Below are 19,431 nucleotides of genomic sequence, written 5' to 3'. Positions count from 1 at the left end.
ATGCCGAACTGGACCCGGACATACGTGAGATTTGTCGAAGCGCTGAACTACCGCATCGGGCGCTTCGCGATGTACCTTCTCTTCGTGCTGATGGCGGTGATGCTCTGGTCCTCTTTCGCCCGCGCCGCACTCACACCCGCGATCTGGACTGACGAGATGGGCCAGTTCCTGATGGTCGGCTACTTCATGCTGGGCGGCGCCTATGCGCTTCAGATGGACAGCGCGGTCCGGATGGACCTGCTCTACAGCCGCTGGAACGACCGGACGAAGGCCTTCGTCGACGTCGTCACGATCTTCGCGCTTCTTTTCTACCTCGGCGTCCTTCTATTCGGCGGAATCGAAAGCACTGCCTACGCAATCGAATACGACGAACGAAGGCGTGGACTCTGGCGGCCCGTTATGTGGCCCGTCAAGACAGTCATGTGCGTGGGCATCACGCTGATGCTGCTGCAATGCACGGCAATTCTGTTCAAGGATGTCGCGAAGCTGAAGGGCGAGGAGCTCTAGATGTCCACGGATGCCATCGCCCTCACGATGTTCGGCGCAATGATGGCGCTTCTGATCACCGGGCAGCGCATGTTCGGGATCATCGGTTTCGTCGCGATGGTGGCCGCGATCCTTCTCTGGGGCGACCGGGGCGGCTACGACCTCGCCTTCGCGCAGTCGATTAAGTTGATGGGGTGGTTTCCGCTTCTGACGCTGCCGATGTTCATCTTCATGGGCTACGTGCTCAGCGAAAGCCGGCTCGCAGACGATCTCTACCGCATGTTCCATGTCTGGTTTGGCCCGGTCCCCGGCGGACTTGCCATCGGGACAATCCTTCTGATGGTGCTGATCTCGGCGATGAACGGGCTGTCGGTCGCGGGCATGGCGATTGGCGCAACCATCGCGCTGCCGGAACTGCTGAAACGCAGCTACGACAAGCAGATGGTGACCGGCGTGATTCAGGCCGGATCTTCACTCGGCATCCTCGTGCCGCCGTCGGTCGTGCTCGTGCTTTACGCGATGATCGCGCGCCAGCCGGTGGGCAAGCTGTGGCTCGCGGGTGTGCTGCCGGGACTGATGATGGCGGGGCTCTTCATCCTCTATATCTGGTTCCGCTGCAAGTTGCAGCCGCAGCTTGGCCCGGTGCTGTCCGAGGCGGAGCGCGCGTCCGTGACCCGGCGCGAGAAGTTACGGCTCCTCACGGCAGGCCTCCTGCCCGTCGGCATATTCCTCGTGATGATGGTGCCCTTCGTGACGGGCTATGTCCGGCTCGTCGAAAGCTCGGTCATCGGCGCGCTCGCGGCCACGGTCGCGGCGATCCTGAAGGGCCGGATGACCTGGGAAGTCTTCGAGACGTCAGCCCGCCAGACGCTCGCGATCTCCTGCATGTTCATGTGGATCATCCTCGCCGCGCTCGCGTTCGGCGCCGTCTTCGACGGGCTCCGCGCGGTCGATGCGCTGAAAGGACTGTTCCTTGAAGACCTCGGCCTGAACCGCTGGCACATCCTGATCCTCATGCAGGCCACGTTCCTGCTGATGGGTACGTTTCTCGACGATACGGCGATGCTGGTGATCGTCGCGCCGCTCTACGTGCCCCTTGTCGATGCGCTCGGATTCGATCTCATTTGGTACGGTGTCCTTTACACGATCACGACCCAGATCGCCTATATGACGCCGCCCTTCGGCTACAACCTGTTCCTGATGCGCGCGATGGCCCCGCCCGAAGTCTCGCTCGGCGACATCTATCGCTCGATCATCCCGTTCGTCGGCGTGATGATCATCGCGCTCGGCCTTGTCATCGCCTTTCCCGAAATCGCGATGTGGCTGCCCGACACGCTATACTCACAATAACCGACGGGCGGCTGAACCGCCCCAACCCGAACCGCAACAAGGAGGTCAGACTAATGACAACGAGACGCAAATTCCTCACCGCAGGCGCCGCTGCAGGTGCCGCATCGCTCGCTGCTCCCGCTGTGCACGGCCAATCGCCGATCAAGTGGCGGCTTCAGACCTATGCCGGCGCCGCGCTCGGCGAGCATGTCGTCAAGCCGGCCATCGACAGCTTCAACAAGATCGCCGACGGCCAGATGGAGATCGAGCTCTATTTCGCCGACCAGCTCGTACCGACGGGCGAGCTTTTCCAGGCGATGCAGCGCGGCACGATCGACGCCGTTCAGTCCGATGACGATTCGATGGCCTCGCCGACCGAGGTCACCGTCTTCGGCGGCTACTTCCCGTTCGCGTCACGCTATTCGCTCGATGTGCCGGTGCTGTTCCACCAGTGGGGCCTGAACGAGATCTGGGACGAGGAATATTCCAAGGTCGGTGTGAAGCACATCTCGGCCGGTGCCTGGGACCCCTGCCACTTTGCGACGAAGGACCCGATCAACTCGCTTGCCGATCTTCAGGGCAAGCGGGTCTTCACCTTCCCGACAGCAGGTCGATTCCTTTCTCAATTCGGCGTCGTACCGGTGACGCTCCCGTGGGAGGACATCGAGGTCGCCGTGCAAACCGGCGAGCTCGATGGTGTCGCATGGTCGGGCATCACCGAGGATTACACGGTGGGCTGGGCCGACGTGACGAACTACTTCCTGACGAACAACATCTCGGGCGCCTGGATTGGACACTTCTTCTCCAATATGGACCGCTGGAACGAACTGCCGGAGAACATGCAGGAACTCATCAGAATGTGCTTCGATTCCAGCCACTACTACCGCCAGCACTGGTACTGGGGCGGCGAGGCGAAGCTGCGCGTCGACGGAACGAAGATGGAACTGACTTCAATTCCCGACGAGGAGTGGGCGCAGGTCGAAGCGGCCGCCCGCGCCTTCTGGGACGAGATCGCGGCGGAAAGCGAAACCAAGGCCAAGATCGTCTCTATATTCAAGGCCTACAACGAGGCGATGGACAAGGCTGGGCGACCGTACCGCTACACCTAATCCGTCGGCATCACGACGATCGGGCGCGGCTACGTCGCCGCGCCCGGCGGAATTCGAAGGGGAGTTGGGCCGGATGCCCGCAAATCTGACATTCGACACACTAAAAAAGGCAGTCGCCGCAGGAGAGATCGACACCGTGCTCGTCTGCTTCCCCGACATGCAGGGCCGCCTGACGGGAAAACGCTTCGTGGCGCAGCACTTCGTTGAAAGCGCGTGGAAAGAAACGCATTGCTGTAACTATCTTCTGGCGCTCGACGTTGAGATGTACACGGTCCCCGGATACAAGAGCGCAAGCTGGGAAAAGGGCTACGGCGACTACACTCTTAAGCCCGACCTCACGACTCTGCGGCGCGTGCCCTGGCTGGAAGGAACTGCAATGGTGATGGCCGACCTCGTCGACCACGACACCCACGAGGACATTGCGGTTTCCCCTCGGGCCATTCTCAAGCGTCAGGTGGCACGTGCGAAAAAGCTGGGTTTCGACGCGATGATGGCGACGGAGCTTGAATTCTTCATTTTCCAGGACAGTTACGATGCTTTGAACGACAGCGGGTACCGCGATCTGCAGACGCTTGGGCGTCACAACGTGGACTACGCAATTTTTGGCACGACCAAAGAAGAAGAGGTGATGCGGGCGATCCGCAACGGGCTTTGGCGCGCAGGCGTGCCGATCGAGAATTCAAAGGGCGAGGCCGAGGTCGGTCAGGAAGAAGTCAACGCGAAATACTCCGATGCGCTGGACACCTGCGACAACCACGTGATCATCAAGAACGGCGTGAAGGAGATGTGCCACCTCCAGGACCGCTCCGCGACCTTCATGGCCAAGTACAGCCACGACCGCGCCGGATCGTCGAGCCATGTCCACCAGTCGCTTTGGAAGGCCGGCAAACCCGCCTTCCGCGACGAGAAAGCTCCGCACGGCATGTCTGCACTGATGAGGCACTACGTCGCCGGGCAATTGACCTACGCGCGCGAGATCACGCCATTGCTCGCGCCTTTCATCAACAGCTACAAGCGCTTCGTCGTGGGCCTGTTCGCACCAACGAAAGCGGTCTGGTCGCTCGACAATCGCACCGCCGGGTTCCGCGTCTGTGGCGAAGGCACCCAGGCGATCCGCGTCGAATGCCGCATTGGCGGGGCGGACCTGAATCCCTACCTGGCCTGCGCGGGTCTTCTCGCGGCGGGCCTAGCAGGCATCGAGCAGAAGCTGGAACTGGAGCCCGCGATTTCCGGCGACATCTATCACGCCAAGCGCGCCCGCGAGATTCCCAAGACCCTCGGAGAGGCGGCGGAGATCATGAACAAGTCGAAAATGCTCCGCACCGCGTTCGGGGATGACGTCGTCGATCACTACGTCCACGCTGCGCGGTGGGAGATTGAAGAACAGAACCGCGTCGTGACGGATTGGGAATTGAAACGGGGTTTCGAGCGGCTGTGATGCCGCAATGGGCGCTAAGCGCCAAGCGAGGACGACATGTCGAAGATGATCCATTGCATCTCGCCCGTGGACGGGCGGGTCTATGCCGAGCGCCCCACGCTCACGCTGGCCGAGGCGGAAGCCGCCGTGACCCGCGCCGGCGCCGCGCAGCACGAATGGGCAGGCCGCCCGCTTGACGAGCGCATCGCGCTCGTCAAGGCAGGTGTGGCGAAACTCGGCGACAAGAAGGACGTGATCGTCGAGGAACTGGCCTGGCAGATGGGCAGGCCGACGCGCTACGGTGGCGAACTTGGCGGCGTGAACGAACGCACCGACTACATGGCCGGGATTGCCGCCGAGGCGCTGGCACCGATGGTGGCGGAGAACTCCAACCTCTTCGAACGCCGCATCGAACGAGAGCCGCACGGGATCGTCTTCGTTGTCGCGCCGTGGAACTATCCCTATCTCACGGCGATCAACACCATCGCCCCCGCGCTGATCGCCGGCAATGCCGTGATTCTCAAACACGCGACTCAGACATTGCTCGCCGGCGAGCGGCTTGCCGAGGCGTTCCATGCGGGCGGGGTGCCGGAGGAGGTGTTCCAGAACGTCGTCCTCGACCATGACGTGACGGAAGACCTCATCGGCCAGCGCGCCTTCGGCTTCGTCAATTTCACTGGCTCTGTCCGCGGCGGCCAGGCGATGGAACGCGCCGCCGCAGGCACTTTCACCGCGCTCGGCCTCGAGCTTGGCGGCAAGGACCCGGGCTACGTCATGGACGACGCCGATCTGGATGCTGCCGTCGACAGCCTGATGGACGGCGCGATGTACAATGCCGGGCAGTGCTGCTGCGGGATCGAGCGGATCTATGTCCATGAGACTCTTTACGATTCCTTTGTCGAGAAGGCCGTCGCCTGGGTCGAGAAGCTCAAGCTCGGCAGCCCCCTCGACGCCGCCACGACGCTCGGCCCCATGGCCAACCGGCGGTTTGCCGAAACGGTTCGCGGCCAGATCGCCGACGCGATCACCGACGGCGCCAAGGCGCTCATCGACCCGAAACTCTTTCCGGAGGATGACGGCGGCGCCTATCTCGCGCCGCAGATCCTTGTCGGGGTCAACCACGAGATGCGCGTGATGCGCGAGGAGAGCTTCGGGCCTGTCGTCGGCATCATGCCCGTGAAGGACGACGAGGAAGCCATCGCGATGATGAACGACTGCGACTACGGCCTGACCGCCTCGCTCTGGACGGCCGACAGCGAGCGCGCGGCAAGGATCGGGCGGCGGATTGAGACTGGAACGGTGTTCCAAAACCGCTGCGACTACCTCGATCCGGCACTTTGCTGGACCGGTTGCAAAGAGACCGGTCGCGGCGCGGCATTGTCGACTCTAGGCTTCCACTCAGTCACGCGGCCGAAATCCTACCACCTGAAGAAAGTGACGAAATGACCGCCCCCACCGCCAACTGGTCCTACCCGACTGCCGTGAAGTTCGGCCCCGGCCGCATCGAGGAATTGGCCGAACATTGCAAGGCCGTGGGCATGAAAAAGCCGCTTCTTGTCACCGACAAGGCGCTGGCGAGCCTGCCGATCACCGCCCAGGCGCTCGACATCCTCGACGCCGCCGGGCTGGGCTGCGCGGTCTTCTCCGAGGTCGATCCCAATCCCAACGAGCAGAACATGGAGGCCGGGCTGAAGGTCTACCGGGCCGGCGGGCACGACGGGGTCGTCTGCTTCGGCGGCGGATCGGCCTTGGACCTCGGCAAGATGATCGCGCTGATGGCGGATCAGAAGGTCTCGGTCTGGGATCTCGAGGATATCGGCGACTGGTGGACCCGCGCCGACGCCTCGAGGATCGCGCCCATCGTCGCGGTGCCGACGACCGCAGGGACCGGCTCCGAGGTTGGCCGGGCGGGGGTCCTCACGAACTCGGCGACCCACAAGAAGAAGATCATCTTCCACCCGAAGCTCCTGCCCGCGGTCACGATCTGCGACCCCGAGCTGACGGTCGGGATGCCCAAGTTCATCACCGCGGGCACGGGCATGGACGCGCTCGCCCATTGCCTCGAGGCCTATTGCAGCCCCCACTACCATCCGATGAGCCAGGGCATCGCGCTCGAAGGCATGCGGCTCGTGTTCGAGAACCTGCCGAAGGTCTATGCCGATCCGAACGACCTCGACGCGCGCGCCCACATGATGTCGGCCGCCGCGATGGGGGCGGTTGCGTTCCAGAAGGGCCTCGGCGCGATCCATTCGCTGTCGCACCCTGTGGGCGCGGTCTACAACACCCATCACGGTACGACGAACGCGGTCGTGATGCCGATGGTGATGGACTTCAACCGCGCCGCCATTGAGGGCCGGATCGAGGCCGCCGCCGCTTATATCGGCATCAAGGGCGGTTTTGACGGATTTCGAGCGAAAGTGATGGAACTGCGCTCCCGACTCTCGATCCCGGAAACCCTCACCGCGCTCGGCGTGGAGGCCGCGCGCCTCGACGAGCTGACCGAGATGGCGCTGGAGGACCCCTCCTGCGGCGGCAACCCGGTCGAAATGACACGCGCGAATACCCGCGCGCTTTACGAAAGCTGCATGTAGCCTGCCGCTGCGCTCAAGCGCGCCGAAACACGTGGGAAAGACCCAGCGTGGGCGGTCAGGCGTTGCAATTTTGTCTGCAATCCGGCAATCCGCTGCCTGACAGGGTGGATAACGGCCGCTCCGCACTCGCGACACGCCGCGAAGCATGTATATTGGCCGCAAACAAAGAACGGAGAGCAGGTTGGCAGGACGAAGGATCGTGGGGCTGGGTCTGGCGTCGACCACGGCGTTGGCCGCGATGGTCGCCTATGCGGACCCGATACTCAAGCCGAGCCGAGGGACCTACGGGCTGTCGGGGTTGATCGACATGCCAACCGCCGAAAGCGCGCCCGAAGGTATGCTCGGCGCCACCGTCTTCCGCTTCGCCGGAGCACTGCGCGTCACCGGCACGTTTCAGGTCACAGATCGGCTGACGGGTGCGTTCCGGTATTCGCGCGTGCCCGAGTTGTTTTCGGGCGGTGGCGCGCTCTATGACCGGTCGTTCGACGTTCGGTATCGCATTCTGGACGAAAAAGGCTGGCGGCCCGCCGTTGCGATCGGCATGCGCGACTTCATTGGGACGGGGGTCTATTCCGGCGAATACATCGTCGCGACGAAGACCATCACGCCGCGCCTGCGCGCCACGGCGGGTCTCGGCTGGGGCCGGCTTGGAAGCGAAGGCGATATCGGCACGCCTTTCGGCGACCGCCCGCCGCTGAATATCGGCACGGGCGGCAAAGCCAATACGGATCAGTGGTTCAAGGGCCCTGTCGCACCGTTTGTCGGCTTTGCCTGGCAGGCTACCGACAAACTGACGCTGAAGGCAGAGTACTCTTCTGACGCCTACCCGCGCGAAACCGCCGCCGGCACGTTCGACCGCAAATCCTCGGTCAATCTCGGATTCGACTACCAATTCAACAGGTCGGCTAGCGTCAGCGGCTACTACCTGTACGGCTCCGAACTCGGCCTGCAATTCTCGCTCGCCATCGACCCGCGCCGGCCGCCCGCGCCGAGCGGGCTGGAAACTGCACCCCTGCCTGTCCGACCGCGGCCTGCGCGCGCGACGAACCCAGAGGACTGGGGCACAGACTGGACCGCCGATCCGAAGGTGCATCCGGGCATACAAGACGCCGTTGCCAAGGCGATGGAGAAGGACGGCATGCTTCTCGAAAGCATGGCGCTCTCTGCGACGCGGGCTGAAGTCAGGGTACGCAACCGTCGCTACCTCGCCCAACCGCAGGCAATCGGCCGGAGCGCGCGCATTCTGACCCGAGCCCTTCCGCCATCAGTCGAGACATTCGTGATCACCTCGGTAAGCGAAGGCATGCCGACCTCGTCGATCACGCTTCGCCGCAGCGACATCGAGGCTCTGGAATCCCAGGAATCGATCGCGATCCTGCGCGAAGCGCGTTTTTCCGATGCCGTGGCCGCACCGCAAGAGGGGCTGGTTCGCACGCCGAACATCTATCCGCGTTTCGTCTGGTCGCTCTCGCCCTACGGCGAGGCGAGCGTCTTCGATCCCGACGATCCGCTCAGGGCTGATTTCGGTCTGCAGCTCGCCGGGCGCTATGAATTCGCGCCGGGCCTGATCCTGTCAGGCTCCGTACGCAAAAAGGTGATCGGCAATCTCGACGAGTCGACCCGGATCTCGGATTCGACCGTTCGGCACGTCCGTTCCGATCTCGTGCTATACCAGAAGGAAGGTGATCCCGGCATCCACGACCTGACGCTCGCGTGGTACGCGCGTCCGGCGCCGAACCTCTACAGCCGCGTCACGGTAGGCCTGTTGGAACGCATGTATGGCGGCGTCTCGGGCGAGCTTCTGTGGAAACCGGTGGACAGCCGGCTCGCGCTCGGAGCCGAGGTGAACTACGTCAAGCAGCGCGATTTCGACACGATGTTCACATTCCGCGACTACGAGGTCGCGACGGGCCATGTCTCGGCCTATTACGACTTCGGTCAGGGCTTCACCGGCCAGATCGACGTCGGGCGCTATCTGCTCGGCGATTGGGGCGCGACCTTCACGCTCGACCGCGAATTTGCGAACGGCTGGAAGGTGGGCGCCTACGCGACGATCACCGATCTTTCCGAGGCCGACTTCGGGGAAGGCTCATTCGACAAGGGTGTGCGCCTAACCATTCCGGTGTCCTGGACCACCGGCAAGCCGTCCGTGAACAAGGTCTCCACCGTCATCAAGCCCTTGAACCGCGATGGCGGCGCGCGGCTCGATGTCGACGGACGGCTCTACGACACGATCCGCAGTACCCACCAGGGCGACATGCAGATCCAGTGGGGGAGGTTCTGGCGGTGAGGCCAGCAAGAGGCATGCGCGCCGTGCGCGCCGCGTTGGCGGCTTTCATTGCCGTTGGCGTCGTGGCCTGCGGGACCGACACGTCCAAGACCGAGGGCAGTCAGATTGCGGTTGGCATTGCCAAGGAGTTGGCGAGCCGTGTGGCGCCGGGCAAGAAGAAGGCTGCCGGCACACCCGACCCCGAGAAACTGGCCGCGTCAGCCAAGTCGTCGTTCTCCGGCCCGATCATCGTCGCGCAGATGGAGAAGACCGGCCTTCTGACCGCATTGGGCGAGATCGGGCGGAATGCGGGTGTGCGCACCTTCGTCACGCCGAGCGAGCAGGCCATCATGCTCAGACAGGGGCTGCTCGTCGGGACACGTGGGCTCGGCAACGACCTGATGTCGACCGAACTCGGCTCGGCCGCGGCGCTCGTTGGCGGCCGGACTGGCGGCCAGACGCAGCGGGTTTGGCGTTATCTGGATGGCGAGGGGATCGAGCGCCCGTTGCCGATGAACTGCACGATCACACGCGGGCCGGCCAAGAGTTTCACGTTTGCGGGCAACGCCCATAGCACAGTGCAGATGGACGAAAACTGCTCAGGCCAAGGGCTTAGCATCAGCAACAGTTACTGGGTGACTGGAAACGGTACGATCGCGCTGTCGCATCAGTGGATCGGTCCCGCCCTCGGGCATGTGACGATTCAACTCGTACGGAACTGATCCGCTCGAGAATCCGATCCGCTCGCTGGAAGCGCAATTCGGCTGATCTGAGGCAAGGGCCCCATCAACCGTCCCGGAAATGAACAAAGGCCGGGCCTTGCAGCCCGGCCTTTGCCGAATTCAACAAGCGCTGGGCGCAGGATCAGGAGTCCGACGACGCGGCAGCGATCACGCCGAGCAGCAGCAGCGCCGGAACGACCAGACCGGCGTTCGTGGTGCCGGCTTCTTCGACGACCATAGGCTCAGCCTCGACCACCGGGGCTTCGTAGCCGCCAGCGAATGCAGCGCCAGCCGTGAGGCTCATAACCGCCGCGAGAGTCGCAAGTTTCTTCATGTTTAATCTCCGCTCTTTCCATAAGAGCCACCGGTCACGGCAGCCTCGTTCGGACGAAAGCACAATCTGACAGTGAATAAAAGTGAAAATCCTACATTGGATAGCATGATCGCCGACAGTGTTGCAGTTTGGCAGAATTCAGCCGGCGAAAGTCTGAGAAACGTAGAATTTTCCGCAGTTTGAGCCCCGCGGATCGAAGCCTGCCCCAGAGCCAAGCCGCTTCATTCGCCGGTCCAGAATGTTGCGCCGATGGCCCTGAGACGACATCCACAAGGACACGATATGTTTCGACAACGAGGCATATGTATGCGCCGGAATCGCCTGCCCTCCGGACGTCGCAAAACGGCAGGAAGCGGCGTCAGTGATGCGGAAGCGCCGCCCGTCGAGCCGGAACCGCGAGACCAGCCCGATGTTCTCCGCCCCGGCCCGGACGCGCAGCCCGGACGCCTTGAGACGCGCCATGGAGGTGCTCTGCCCCGGCACCGAAGACTTGTGCGTCAGGCTGCGGCGCTTGGCCATCCAGCGCGCATGCACGGCGGCGACCTTTCTCAAACCCCCGGCATCCGAAACGGCCGGCAGCCCGGCCTTGCAACGGTGGTAGTTGACCTCCGCGCGGATCGCGGCGTCGATCAACGGCTGATTGAGCTTCGTCCCCGCCTGCACCACAGCATCGGCACCGCGCACTTGGGCCCGCGAACATGCTTCCGCTGTGCCGGATATCAGCACGGTTGCCACTAGGATTGCCATGAACCGAGGGCGCGTTTGATGCGTCACCTGTCTTCCCCGTTTTCCCGAACAAGTCTGCTGCTGCGTGGCCACTGTGCACGAAACCTTGGCAACAACGTGTCGCGATCGTGCCGATTCCGGCTCTGGGCGTTGACACCGAAAGCCGCTTCGTTCCATGACGGCGCGACGGATTAGCCGAGGACGGGTTGATGAAAATCGCAATGATCGGAACCGGATATGTGGGTCTTGTGTCGGGCGTATGCTTTTCCGATTTCGGGCACGAAGTGACCTGCGTGGACAAGGACCCGAGGAAAGTCGACATGCTGGTAGGCGGAAAAGTGCCGATCTACGAGCCTGGCCTCGACGTTCTCATGGCCAAGAACGTGGCGGCGGGGCGCCTGTCCTTCACCGGCGACCTGAAGGCTGCCGTAGACGGTGCGGACGCAGTATTCATCGCCGTGGGCACACCCACGCGCCGGGGCGACGGCCACGCCGACCTGACCTACGTGATGGCGGCGGCGGAAGAGATCGCGGAAGCGCTGTCCGGCTATGCGGTCGTCGTCACCAAATCAACCGTTCCAGTGGGCACGAACGCTAAAGTCCGCGAAGTGATCGAAAAAGCTGCACCGGGCAAGGACTTCGACGTGGCCTCGAACCCCGAATTCCTGCGGGAGGGCGCGGCGATCGACGATTTCATGCGTCCCGACCGCGTGGTCGTCGGGATCACGTCCGAACGCGCCGAGAAGGTGATGGGAGAGATCTACCGTCCGCTGTTTCTGCGCGAGTTCCCGATCCTCTACACCGACCTAGAGACGGCGGAGATGATCAAGTACGCCGCCAACGCGTTCCTCGCAACGAAGATCACCTTCATTAACGAAATCGCCGGGTTGTGCGAAAAGGTCGGTGCGGATGTGAAACAGGTGTCGAAGGGCATGGGGCTCGACGGGCGGATCGGCAACAAATTCCTCCATGCCGGTCCGGGCTATGGCGGCTCGTGCTTCCCGAAGGACACCCAGGCGCTGGCGCGCATCGGGCAGGACTTCGCCGCGCCCATGCAGATCGTCGAGACCGTCATCAAGGTCAATGAAGAGGTCAAGCGCCGGATGATCGAGAAGGTCATGGACCTCTGCGAAGGGTCGGTGAACGGCAAGACCGTCGCGGTCCTCGGCGTGACCTTCAAACCGAACACCGACGACATGCGCGACGCCCCGGCGCTCACCATCGTGCCGGCGCTTGTCGGGGGCGGGGCGAAGGTGCGCGTCGTCGATCCGCAGGGCCGCCGCGAGGGCGAGCAGCTATTACCCGGCGTGACCTGGCTCGAAGACGCCTACGCGGCCGTCGAGGGGGCGGATGTCGTCGTCATCCTGACCGAATGGAACGAGTTCCGCGCGCTCGACTTGCCGCGTCTCGCGAACAGCATGAACCACGCGCGGATGGCGGACTTGAGGAACGTCTATTCCCCCGTGGATGCCGAGGCGGCAGGGTTCGAGGCCTACTCCTGCGTCGGACGGTGACAGCCACCGTCAGACCGCAAACACGCCTTTCAGCTCCTCCCGCAGGACGTTCTTCTGCACCTTGCCCATTGTGTTGCGCGGCAGCGCGTCGCGCAGCACAATGTGTTTGGGCTGCTTGAATCTCGCGAGCGTTTGGGACAGCGCCGCGCGGATGGCATCGGGATCGGGACGGGTCGCGCCGGGGATAATCACGGCAACCACACCCTCGCCGAAATCGGGATGCGGCACGCCGATCACGGCGCTTTCCAGCACCCCTGGAAGCGCGTCCAGCGCCAGTTCGACCTCCTTGGGGTAGACGTTGAACCCTCCCGAGATGATGAGGTCCTTGCCGCGCCCGACAATGGTGACATAGCCGTCGGCGTCGACGAAGCCGAGATCGCCGGTGATAAAGAAGCCGTCGGGCCGCAGTTCCTCAGCGGTTTTCTCAGGCATGTTCCAGTAGCCCTTGAAGACGTTCGGACCGCGCACTTCGATGGTCCCGATCTCGCCCTGAGGCAACTCGCGCCCTTCCGCGTCACAGATCTTCAGTTCCACTCCCGGCAGCGGGCGGCCGACAGTGCCCGCCCGCCTCTCGCCATCATAGGGGTTCGAGGTGTTCATGTTCGTCTCGGTCATCCCGTAGCGTTCGAGGATGCGATGACCCGTCCGTGCCTCCCACTGACGGTGCGTTTCCGCCAGGAGAGGTGCGGAGCCCGAAATGAACAGGCGCATGTTCGCCACAAGATTGCGTGTCAGGCGCGGATCGTCGAGAAGCCGGGTGTAGAAGGTCGGCACCCCCATGATCGCGGTCGCTTCCGGCATGCGGCGGATCACCTCGTCGGCATCGAATTTCGGCAGGAAGATCATCGGACAGCCCGCGACGAGGGCCACATTTGTCGCGACGAAAAGACCGTGCGTGTGGAAGACAGGCAAGGCGTGCAGCAGCACATCCCTTTCGGTGAATCGCCAGTGCCGCGCCAGAACCTCGGCGTTCGACAGAAGGTTCGCGTGGCTCATCATCGCGCCCTTGGACCGCCCGGTCGTGCCCGAGGTATAAAGCAGCGCGGCCAGATCGTCGGGGCCGCGCTCTGCAATGGAGGTCGACACGGCGGCGCTCGCGGCATCGGCGAAACTGCCGCTGCCGTCCGCATTCAAAACGCTGAGAGCGGCGCCACAGTCTTGCGCGATCGGCGATAGCTGTACTTCCGCCCGTCCGTCGCAAAGCAAAATCCTTGCCCCGGCATCCTTCACGAAATAGGAAAGCTCTGTCGGCGTATAGGCCGTGTTGAGCGGCAGGAAAACTACGCCGGCACGGATCGCGCCCGCGATTGCCGCAAGCATGACCGGGCTCTTATCAAGCTGAAGCGCGAGCCGGTCTCCCGGGCGCAACCCGGCTGCCGTCAAAGCACCTGCAAAGCGCGCCGCCATCGCGGTGAACTCGGCCTGTGTGACCACCTCTCCATCCTTCAGGATAAGAAACGGACGCCCGCTCGTTTCGTGCCGTCTAAACAGCGCGTCGTAGAGATGGTTGGCCATGGCTTCCCTCCTGCCCATCGCTGCAATAGCTCCCGACGCGGCGGGAATCTAGCGTTCGCGGCGACCGAGCGGCAGTAGGATGGCGAAGAGAATGGCCGCGGCGGCAACGATCGAAGGGCCCGCAGGCGTGTCCAGGCGGATGGAGGTCGCAAGCCCGCCGATCACCGCGGCGGTGCCGATTGCCGCCGCCCAGACCGCCATCGCCTCGGGCGAGCGCGAGAGGCTTCGCGCGGCGGCCGCCGGAACGATCAGCATTGCGGCGATGAGAAGCGCTCCGACGATCTTGATCGCTACCGCGACGACAAGCGCCAAGGATAGCGTCAGCACGAGCTTTTCACGCCGCGGATCGACGCCCGAAGCCTGGGCAAGCTCCTCGTTCACCGTTGCGATCAGAAGCGGGTTCCAGCGCCAGACGAGAAGGCACAGCAGAAGCGCCGCACCGCCCCAAATCCAGAGGATATCCCGGCGCGTGACGGCAAGAATGTCGCCAAAAAGATAGGCCGAGATATCGATGCGGACCCCTGGCAAGAACGATACCGCCACGAGCCCGAAGGCAAGCGCCGAGTGCGCTAGCACGCCCAGCGCCGTGTCCGCGGACCTTCCCCGCCCGCTAAGCACCGTCACAGCGACCGCCATTGCAAGCGCGACGACGACGATCCCGGCTGCCACCGGAAGCGAGGCGGCGAGCGCGAATGCGACGCCGAGGATCGCGGCATGGGCAGTCGCGTCGCCCATATAGGCCATTCGGCGCCAAACGACGAAGGAACCGAGCGGACCTGCGGCTACGGCTAGGCCAATCCCAGCCAGCGCGGCGCGGATCAGGAAGGCTTCAGGCATCTTGGGTGTCTTTCTCGCGCGTGCCTTCGACCGGACCATGCACATGGCCGTGGTGCCCGCCGTCGTGAGCATGGTCATGTTCATGACGGTAAAGCGCCAGCGCGCCCTGCGTTCCAAGCCCGAACAGCGCCCGGTATTCGGGTGCAGTAGAGACGACCTGCGGCGTGCCTTCGCAGCAGATGTGACCGTTAAGACAGATGACACGGTCGGACGCGCTCATAACGACATGAAGGTCATGGCTGACCATTAGGACAGCGAGCCCGGTCTCGTCGCGAAGCTCTTCCAGCAACCGATAGAATGCGGCCTCACCCGGTTGGTCGAGGCCTTGTGTCGGCTCGTCGAGGATCAGGATCTCGGGCCCGCCGATGAGGGCACGCGCCAGAAGGACGCGTTGAAGTTGCCCGCCTGACAGGTTTGACATCTGCCGCGATCCGAACTCCGCGACGCCCGTCCGGCCCAAGGCATGTTCCGCCGCCGCGTCGTCGACACGCGCGGGGAGCGAAAGGAAACGCCGCACCATCAGCGGCATCGCCGGATCGATATGCAGCGACTGCGGCACGTAGCCGATCCTAAGGCCCGGACGGCGGGTAACGACGCCAGACCGCGGCGCCACAAGACCGATGAGCGCGCGCACGAGCGTGGACTTGCCCGAGCCGTTGGGACCGAGAATTGTCACGATCTCGCCCGGGCGGATGGCCAGATTGACGTCGCGTAGCACGTCTTGGTCGCCGCGCCTCAGCATCAGGCCCGTGGCTTCGATCAGCTTCACGGCGACGCCTCCGCACAGGCGGGGCACAAGCCTGACGCCTCGATATTCATGCGTTCCACAGTGAATCCGATGGGCCGGGCGGCCGCCTGCATCGCGGCTCGAACCGCTTCGGCCGGAGCCTCGGCGACGGCACCGCAATCCTTGCAGATGAAGAAAACCGGGCTGTGAGCCTCGCCCGGATGCATGCAGGCCGCGAAGGCGTTGAGGCGGCGAATTCTGTGCACAAGCCCTTGATCAACAAGGAATTCGAGCGCACGATAAGCAACCGGGGGTTGGTTTGCGAACCCGTCTTCGACTAGCCGTTCCAGAACTTCATAGGCGCCCATGGCCCGGTGTGATTCCAGAAGGATTTCCAGCGTTCGCCGTCTGACCGGCGTCAGCCGCGCGCCGCGCCGCGAGCTGACATCTTCGGCCCGCGCGAGCACCGCGCCGGCGCAAGCCGCATGGTCGTGGGCCAGGAAGGCAAGGCCCGGATCGGCTGCCGGTGCTGCCCCATGCGATGTCGCGCGCTTGGTCATATCGACCCGGTGCTCCGCTTGACTTGTTATGCTATAACATACGAAATGCTACGAAGTGCCGCAATACCCCGAAGGAGCCGCCAATGCGCCGCCGACCGCTAACGATTGCGATCACGGTCGCGGCGCTTTGCCTGGGTACGCGGCCGGGGCAAGCATCTGCGCCCGAGGTCGCGACCGACATGCCGGTCGTCCATTCGCTCGTCTCGATGGTAATGGGCGATATCGGCCACCCGAGACTCCTTCTGGAAAGCGGGGCCGATCCGCATGACTTCCAATTGCGGCCATCTCAGGTAAGCGCACTTCAGGGCGCCGACCTGGTGATCTGGATCGGACCCGAAATGACGCCTTGGCTCGACCGCGCGCTCGCGGCGGCGTCTGGGCCGGCAACGCTCGCGCTCCTGCATCAGAAGGGCACAACGCTCCGTACATTCGGTGACAATGCGAGTGGTGGTGACTCAGAGGGCTTGACGGACGGAGATGGGCATCAGACTGATGGCGACGCTACTCCGAAGCACGACGAGTTGCATGGCAGCGGCGCGCTCGACCCGCATGCCTGGCTGGATCCCCAGAACGCGGCGCTGTGGATCGGGCTGATCACGGACGCGTTGGTGGAAAAGGACCCCGGCAATGCCGTGGCCTACCGCGCGAACGCATCGCTTGCCCTGATGCGTGTCGAAACGCTCGAACGCGGCGTCGCCGAGCGGCTTGCCCGGTTCGCCGAGGCCGGCATCGTGGTCGCACATGATGGGTACGGCTATTTCGCGGATTATTTTGGACTGAATATCGTCGCGGCTGTTTCCCAAGGGGATGCAACCGAACCCGGGGCGGCGCGCCGCGTGGAAGTCAGGGAACTTCTGAAATCCGGCGAGGTCACCTGCATCTTTCCGGAGGCGGGCCGCGACGCAGCGCCAATGACGACGCTGGCCGAAGGAGCGCCGGTGCGAATGGGCGATGTACTCGACCCAGAAGGCCTGATGCTAGCTCCAGGACCTGACCTCTATACCGCGCTCCTGACGCGCATGGCTGAGACGATCGCCAAATGCGTGGGAGACAGCTAGCCTCCGGTCAGACGCGCGCCGTGATTGGGCTCGGCCCTTGAACTTGACCGCGGATCGGTCAGGCTGCAGACGTCCGCACTTTCCGCAACTATGTGAAGTCCTGATGCCGACTGACCGTTCCCATGCCGAAGCTTTGGCCGATATCGCGGTTCTCTTTGGGCTGTCGCGCCCCGCCGGTCAGTGCTTTGCATCGATCTGGCGGGCAGCGCAGCCGCCCTGTGCCGACGACCTGGTGCAAACGCTCGGCCTTTCGCGATCCAATGTCTCGACGGCGCTGAAAGAACTGCGGGAATGGGGCCTGATCGCGACGGCTCGAAGGCTCGGAGACCGCAAGGACTACTTCACTGCACCGCCCGACCTATGGGAAACGGTGCGGATGCTGGCTGCAGGTCAGGCGCGCCGCAGACTCCGGCCGATCCTCGACCGTATCCAGTCCGAAGGGGCAGAACCAACAGACCCGCGCGCCGCCGATCTCCGAGCGGTGCTAAGAAAAGTGGCACAGACGCTCGAAGAACTCGCCGCGCTCGACATCGCCGCGCTTGGCGCGGTGATGGGCGAGGAGCCGTCCCACCCGCCGAAAAAGAATAAGAAGAAGAAAAAGAAGGGGGCGGGCGGCTGACCGCCCGCGATCCGGCCAAGCTCAGCGATTCTCGTCGTCTTCGTCTTCGTCGCCTTCGCCTTCGGGGAGGTTGAAGAAACTGTCGGCGTCGGAATAGTCGGCGGGCGATTTCTGCTCGTCCTCATCGCTGCCGCTCAGCGTGAAGTTTTCTAGCCCTGCGATCGCAGTTGGCATCTTCGGCTCCGGGGCCATGTCGAGCGATTGCTCTGTCGACACCAGCTTGCGCCGCTCGTCGTCCGACATCACTGCGCCCTCAGCCGCCTTCTTCTTGGCAGCCTTCTGCACTACCGCATCCAGCTCGGACTGCTTGCAGAGGCCGAGTGCGACGGGGTCGATCGGTGTGATATTGTTGATGTTCCAATGCGTCCGGTCGCGGATCGAGGCAATCGTCGGCTTGGTCGTGCCGACCAACTTGGAAATCTGCGAGTCCGCAAGCTCCGGGTGGAACTTCACCAACCAGAGAATCGCGGCGGGGCGGTCCTGGCGCTTCGACAGCGGCGTGTAACGCGGCCCGCGACGCTTTTCCTCGCCGACTGCAGCCGGGTTGAACTTGAGCTTCAGCTTGTGGTTCGGATCTTTCTCGCCCTTGTCGATATCCGACTGCTCAAGCTGATTGTTGGCGATCGGATCGAAACCCTTCACGCCCGCCGCGACGTCACCATCGGCGATGCCCTGCACTTCAAGCTCGTGCAGACCGCAGAATTCGGCGATCTGTTTGAAGCTGAGCGTCGTGTTGTCCACCAGCCAGACGGCCGTGGCCTTGGCCATGAGCGGTTTCGTCATTGGGCGTCTCCTCTACAAATCTCTCCCGCGCCTGGAAAGCGGCCGCGGCGCTTGGGCCGCCATTCCTCGTTTTCGGGGAAGGTCGGGGGCTATATAGTGCCTCCGGATCGCCGAGAAAAGAGAAAATGCGCTGGATTGTTGCTCTCCTCCTTGCCGCCTTGCCCGCCTACGCCGATGGGGAGCGCGCGGGCGAGTTCGACTACTACGTGCTCGCGCTCTCCTGGTCGCCGAGCTATTGCGCGCTCGAAGGCGACGCGCGGGGCGACGATCAGTGCCATCCTCGCCACGACTACGGTTTCACGCTGCATGGCCTCTGGCCGCAATACGAGCAGGGTTGGCCGAGCAATTGCCGAACCCAGGAGCGCAATCCGTCGCGTGCCGACACCGCCGCGATGGCCGACATCATGGGCTCTGCGGGACTCGCCTGGTATCAGTGGAAGAAGCATGGCCGCTGCTCGGGATTGAGTTCCGACGATTACTTCGCAGCAGCGCGGCGTGCGTACGAGCAGGTGAACCCGCCTGACGTTTTCGCGCCGCTCGACCGCGACGTGAAGTTGCCCGCTTCCGTAGTCGAGGAGGCGTTCGTCGAGGCCAATGCGGGCCTCGAAGCCTCGATGATAACGATCATTTGCAGGGCGGGCCGCATTCGAGAGGCGCGCATCTGCCTCACGCGAGACCTGAACTTCCGTGCTTGCGGCGAGGATGTCGCCCGCGATTGCCGGATGCCTGATGCGCTGATGGAGGCCGTCAGGTAGCGCACTCCCCCCATTGGCCGTATCGGTTACAATATAAGAGTTTTCAAGCGGTTGCGCTCGTCTATGCTCCTTGGCCAGGC

At 63.6% G+C, this 19,431-nt stretch carries 19 protein-coding genes; 12 read left to right on the top strand and 7 right to left on the bottom strand.

Going from position 1 to position 19,431, the window contains the following annotated elements:
- The 8 genes from DEA8626_RS17720 to DEA8626_RS17685 all read left to right on the top strand — a co-directional run bounded on the left by DEA8626_RS17720 (position 1) and on the right by DEA8626_RS17685 (position 9,923).
- A complete protein-coding gene (locus tag DEA8626_RS17720; protein WP_108854532.1) occupies positions 1-507 on the top strand; it encodes a TRAP transporter small permease subunit in 507 nt (168 codons plus the stop codon).
- Positions 508-1,836, top strand: a complete 1,329-nt coding sequence (locus tag DEA8626_RS17715) for a TRAP transporter large permease (RefSeq protein WP_108854531.1) — start codon at positions 508-510, stop codon at positions 1,834-1,836.
- A 53-nt stretch (positions 1,837-1,889) separates the two neighbouring features.
- Positions 1,890-2,924: a TRAP transporter substrate-binding protein gene (locus DEA8626_RS17710; RefSeq protein ID WP_108854530.1), complete on the top strand. Its 1,035-nt coding sequence runs from the start codon at positions 1,890-1,892 to the stop codon at positions 2,922-2,924.
- A 73-nt stretch (positions 2,925-2,997) separates the two neighbouring features.
- On the top strand, positions 2,998-4,362 hold the full coding sequence (locus tag DEA8626_RS17705; protein WP_108854529.1) for a glutamine synthetase family protein: 1,365 nt from the start codon (positions 2,998-3,000) through the stop codon (positions 4,360-4,362).
- 36 nt (positions 4,363-4,398) lie between these two features.
- On the top strand, positions 4,399-5,787 hold the full coding sequence (locus tag DEA8626_RS17700) for an aldehyde dehydrogenase family protein (protein ID WP_108854528.1): 1,389 nt from the start codon (positions 4,399-4,401) through the stop codon (positions 5,785-5,787).
- Entirely contained in the window at positions 5,784-6,932 is a 1,149-nt protein-coding gene (locus tag DEA8626_RS17695; protein WP_108854527.1) for an iron-containing alcohol dehydrogenase, read from the top strand. The genes DEA8626_RS17700 and DEA8626_RS17695 overlap by 4 nt, the downstream gene beginning before the upstream one ends.
- Before the next feature lie 181 nt (positions 6,933-7,113).
- On the top strand, positions 7,114-9,222 hold the full coding sequence (locus DEA8626_RS17690) for a YjbH domain-containing protein (protein WP_245890904.1): 2,109 nt from the start codon (positions 7,114-7,116) through the stop codon (positions 9,220-9,222).
- Entirely contained in the window at positions 9,219-9,923 is a 705-nt protein-coding gene (locus tag DEA8626_RS17685) for a YjbF family lipoprotein (RefSeq protein ID WP_146188902.1), read from the top strand. Before DEA8626_RS17690 ends, DEA8626_RS17685 begins: the two co-directional genes overlap by 4 nt.
- A gap of 142 nt (positions 9,924-10,065) precedes the next feature.
- Here the strand turns inward: DEA8626_RS17685 and DEA8626_RS17680 are convergent, their stop codons facing one another.
- On the bottom strand, positions 10,066-10,257 hold the full coding sequence (locus DEA8626_RS17680; RefSeq protein ID WP_108854524.1) for a hypothetical protein: 192 nt from the start codon (positions 10,255-10,257) through the stop codon (positions 10,066-10,068).
- A 138-nt stretch (positions 10,258-10,395) separates the two neighbouring features.
- On the bottom strand, positions 10,396-11,031 hold the full coding sequence (locus DEA8626_RS17675) for a CAP domain-containing protein (protein ID WP_181366508.1): 636 nt from the start codon (positions 11,029-11,031) through the stop codon (positions 10,396-10,398).
- A gap of 161 nt (positions 11,032-11,192) precedes the next feature.
- On the opposite strand from DEA8626_RS17675, the gene DEA8626_RS17670 reads away from it, so the two are divergent.
- Positions 11,193-12,497 carry a UDP-glucose dehydrogenase family protein gene (locus DEA8626_RS17670; protein ID WP_108854522.1) on the top strand — a complete coding sequence of 435 codons (1,305 nt, stop codon included), beginning with the start codon at positions 11,193-11,195 and terminating at the stop codon, positions 12,495-12,497.
- A 9-nt stretch (positions 12,498-12,506) separates the two neighbouring features.
- Here DEA8626_RS17670 and DEA8626_RS17665 read toward each other — a convergent pair whose 3' ends face one another.
- From DEA8626_RS17665 to DEA8626_RS17650, 4 genes are read right to left on the bottom strand one after another with little or no spacing between them, the layout of a single operon-like run.
- On the bottom strand, positions 12,507-14,012 hold the full coding sequence (locus DEA8626_RS17665; RefSeq protein ID WP_108854521.1) for a malonate--CoA ligase: 1,506 nt from the start codon (positions 14,010-14,012) through the stop codon (positions 12,507-12,509).
- A gap of 48 nt (positions 14,013-14,060) precedes the next feature.
- Positions 14,061-14,849, bottom strand: coding sequence for an iron chelate uptake ABC transporter family permease subunit (locus tag DEA8626_RS17660; protein WP_108854520.1), 789 nt, complete (start codon positions 14,847-14,849; stop codon positions 14,061-14,063).
- On the bottom strand, positions 14,842-15,618 hold the full coding sequence (locus DEA8626_RS17655) for a metal ABC transporter ATP-binding protein (protein ID WP_181366507.1): 777 nt from the start codon (positions 15,616-15,618) through the stop codon (positions 14,842-14,844). Before DEA8626_RS17655 ends, DEA8626_RS17660 begins: the two co-directional genes overlap by 8 nt.
- On the bottom strand, positions 15,615-16,136 hold the full coding sequence (locus tag DEA8626_RS17650; protein ID WP_108854519.1) for a Fur family transcriptional regulator: 522 nt from the start codon (positions 16,134-16,136) through the stop codon (positions 15,615-15,617). Before DEA8626_RS17650 ends, DEA8626_RS17655 begins: the two co-directional genes overlap by 4 nt.
- Before the next feature lie 83 nt (positions 16,137-16,219).
- On the opposite strand from DEA8626_RS17650, the gene DEA8626_RS17645 reads away from it, so the two are divergent.
- Both DEA8626_RS17645 and DEA8626_RS17640 read left to right on the top strand, forming a co-directional pair.
- On the top strand, positions 16,220-17,194 hold the full coding sequence (locus DEA8626_RS17645) for a zinc ABC transporter substrate-binding protein (protein WP_181366506.1): 975 nt from the start codon (positions 16,220-16,222) through the stop codon (positions 17,192-17,194).
- A 103-nt stretch (positions 17,195-17,297) separates the two neighbouring features.
- A complete protein-coding gene (locus DEA8626_RS17640; protein ID WP_108854517.1) occupies positions 17,298-17,813 on the top strand; it encodes a GbsR/MarR family transcriptional regulator in 516 nt (171 codons plus the stop codon).
- Positions 17,814-17,834: 21 nt separating this feature from the next.
- On the opposite strand, the gene DEA8626_RS17635 is transcribed toward DEA8626_RS17640, so the two are convergent.
- The gene (locus tag DEA8626_RS17635; protein WP_108854516.1) at positions 17,835-18,596 is read right to left on the bottom strand and encodes a DUF1013 domain-containing protein; all 762 of its coding nucleotides are present in this window, start codon (positions 18,594-18,596) and stop codon (positions 17,835-17,837) included.
- A 125-nt stretch (positions 18,597-18,721) separates the two neighbouring features.
- Here DEA8626_RS17635 and DEA8626_RS17630 point away from each other — a divergent pair, with 125 nt between their 5' ends.
- A complete protein-coding gene (locus DEA8626_RS17630; RefSeq protein ID WP_108854515.1) occupies positions 18,722-19,351 on the top strand; it encodes a ribonuclease T2 family protein in 630 nt (209 codons plus the stop codon).
- Positions 19,352-19,431: the final 80 nt, after the last annotated feature.

Origin of the sequence: Defluviimonas aquaemixtae (assembly GCF_900302475.1) — a bacterium.
GTDB lineage: Bacteria > Pseudomonadota > Alphaproteobacteria > Rhodobacterales > Rhodobacteraceae > Albidovulum > Albidovulum aquaemixtae.
This window is presented reverse-complemented; position numbering and strand designations above follow the sequence as displayed.

Bases quoted from the DNA above. Each gene is read 5' to 3' on its own strand.
- DEA8626_RS17710 (WP_108854530.1), top strand. From the start codon at position 1,890: ATGACAACGAGACGCAAATTCCTCACCGCAGGCGCCGCTGCAGGTGCC.
- DEA8626_RS17630 (WP_108854515.1), top strand. From the start codon at position 18,722: ATGCGCTGGATTGTTGCTCTCCTCCTTGCCGCCTTGCCCGCCTACGCC.
- DEA8626_RS17645 (WP_181366506.1), top strand. From the start codon at position 16,220: ATGCGCCGCCGACCGCTAACGATTGCGATCACGGTCGCGGCGCTTTGC.
- DEA8626_RS17665 (WP_108854521.1), bottom strand. From the start codon at position 14,012: ATGGCCAACCATCTCTACGACGCGCTGTTTAGACGGCACGAAACGAGC.
- DEA8626_RS17705 (WP_108854529.1), top strand. From the start codon at position 2,998: ATGCCCGCAAATCTGACATTCGACACACTAAAAAAGGCAGTCGCCGCA.
- DEA8626_RS17720 (WP_108854532.1), top strand. From the start codon at position 1: ATGCCGAACTGGACCCGGACATACGTGAGATTTGTCGAAGCGCTGAAC.
- DEA8626_RS17680 (WP_108854524.1), bottom strand. From the start codon at position 10,257: ATGAAGAAACTTGCGACTCTCGCGGCGGTTATGAGCCTCACGGCTGGC.
- DEA8626_RS17700 (WP_108854528.1), top strand. From the start codon at position 4,399: ATGTCGAAGATGATCCATTGCATCTCGCCCGTGGACGGGCGGGTCTAT.
- DEA8626_RS17640 (WP_108854517.1), top strand. From the start codon at position 17,298: ATGCCGACTGACCGTTCCCATGCCGAAGCTTTGGCCGATATCGCGGTT.
- DEA8626_RS17635 (WP_108854516.1), bottom strand. From the start codon at position 18,596: ATGACGAAACCGCTCATGGCCAAGGCCACGGCCGTCTGGCTGGTGGAC.
- DEA8626_RS17715 (WP_108854531.1), top strand. From the start codon at position 508: ATGTCCACGGATGCCATCGCCCTCACGATGTTCGGCGCAATGATGGCG.
- DEA8626_RS17670 (WP_108854522.1), top strand. From the start codon at position 11,193: ATGAAAATCGCAATGATCGGAACCGGATATGTGGGTCTTGTGTCGGGC.
- DEA8626_RS17650 (WP_108854519.1), bottom strand. From the start codon at position 16,136: ATGACCAAGCGCGCGACATCGCATGGGGCAGCACCGGCAGCCGATCCG.
- DEA8626_RS17660 (WP_108854520.1), bottom strand. From the start codon at position 14,849: ATGCCTGAAGCCTTCCTGATCCGCGCCGCGCTGGCTGGGATTGGCCTA.
- DEA8626_RS17695 (WP_108854527.1), top strand. From the start codon at position 5,784: ATGACCGCCCCCACCGCCAACTGGTCCTACCCGACTGCCGTGAAGTTC.